This window comes from Streptomyces klenkii (genome assembly GCF_003626645.1).
Taxonomy (GTDB): Bacteria; Actinomycetota; Actinomycetes; order Streptomycetales; family Streptomycetaceae; genus Streptomyces; species Streptomyces klenkii.
Genome location: NZ_RBAM01000158.1, coordinates 1 through 1,123, shown reverse-complemented (window position 1 = coordinate 1,123; position 1,123 = coordinate 1). Strand labels below are relative to the sequence as shown.

Sequence of the window (1,123 nt, the reverse complement as noted above, 5' to 3'; positions counted from 1 at the left end):
GCCCACGGGGCCGACGGTTCCCGTTCCCGCGGACCCCGAGGCCGTTTCACGTGAAACGGCGTTGCCGGAGCCGCCGGCCGAGGTCGGCGGGGCGTACTTCGCGGAGCTGCCGCTGGACGCCATCACGCCCAACCCGGACCAGCCGCGTGAGTTCTTCGACGAGGACGCGCTCGCCGAGCTGGTCGCCTCCATCAAGGAGGTGGGGCTGCTCCAGCCGGTCGTGGTCCGGCAGCTCGGGCGGGAGCGGTACGAGCTCATCATGGGCGAGCGCCGCTGGAGGGCCTGCAAGGACGCGGGCCTGGAGGCCATCCCGGCCATCGTGCGGGCCACCGAGGACGACAGGATGCTCCTGGACGCCCTCCTGGAGAACCTGCACCGGGCCCAGCTCAACCCGCTGGAGGAGGCCAACGCCTACGACCAGCTGCTGCGGGACTTCAACTGCACCCACGACGAGCTGGCCGACCGGATCGGCCGCTCCCGGCCGCAGGTCACCAACACCCTCCGGCTGCTCCAGCTCTCCCCCGAGGTGCAGAAGCGGGTCGCGGCCGGCGTGCTGTCGGCCGGGCACGCGCGGGCCTTGCTCGGGGTGGAGGACGCGGCGGAGCAGGACCGGCTCGCGCACCGGATCGTGGCCGAGGGGCTGTCGGTCCGGTCGGTGGAGGAGATCGTCCGGCTCATGGGCTCGGAGGGGAAGCGGACCCGCCGGGGCCGGGGGCCCCGCGCCGGCCGGCTGATCTCGCCGGCCCTGGACGGCCTGGCCGGGCGCCTGTCCGACCGCTTCGAGACCCGGGTGAAGGTCGACCTGGGGCAGAAGAAGGGCAAGATCGTCGTCGAGTTCGCGTCGATAGAGGATCTGGAGCGGATCCTGGGCCAACTCGCCCCGGGCGAGGGGCCGGTGCTCGATCCGTCGCGCGGGGAGCGGCCCGCTCCCGAGGGGGACTGAGCCCTCCGGACGAGGCAAGGGGCCCGTGGCGTTCCTCAGGAACGCCACGGGCCCCTTGCGCTGTCGTGAAGGCTGCCCGGCGGGCCGTCAGGCGAGGAACTCGTTGAGGTCCCGCTCGATGGCCGCCTTGGGCTTGGCGCCGACGATGGTCTTCACGACGTCGCCGCCCTGGTAGACGTT

Annotated in this window: 1 protein-coding gene and 1 pseudogene; one reads left to right on the top strand and one right to left on the bottom strand. The window is 73.0% G+C overall.

Going from position 1 to position 1,123, the window contains the following annotated elements:
- The coding region (locus D7231_RS35415) for a ParB/RepB/Spo0J family partition protein (RefSeq protein WP_120760497.1) at window positions 1–943 on the top strand (943 nt) is incomplete at its 5' end.
- 87 nt (window positions 944–1,030) lie between these two features.
- Here D7231_RS35415 and D7231_RS35410 read toward each other — a convergent pair.
- Window positions 1,031–1,123 (bottom strand): annotated as a pseudogene (locus D7231_RS35410) (thiol reductase thioredoxin); the annotation flags it as partial.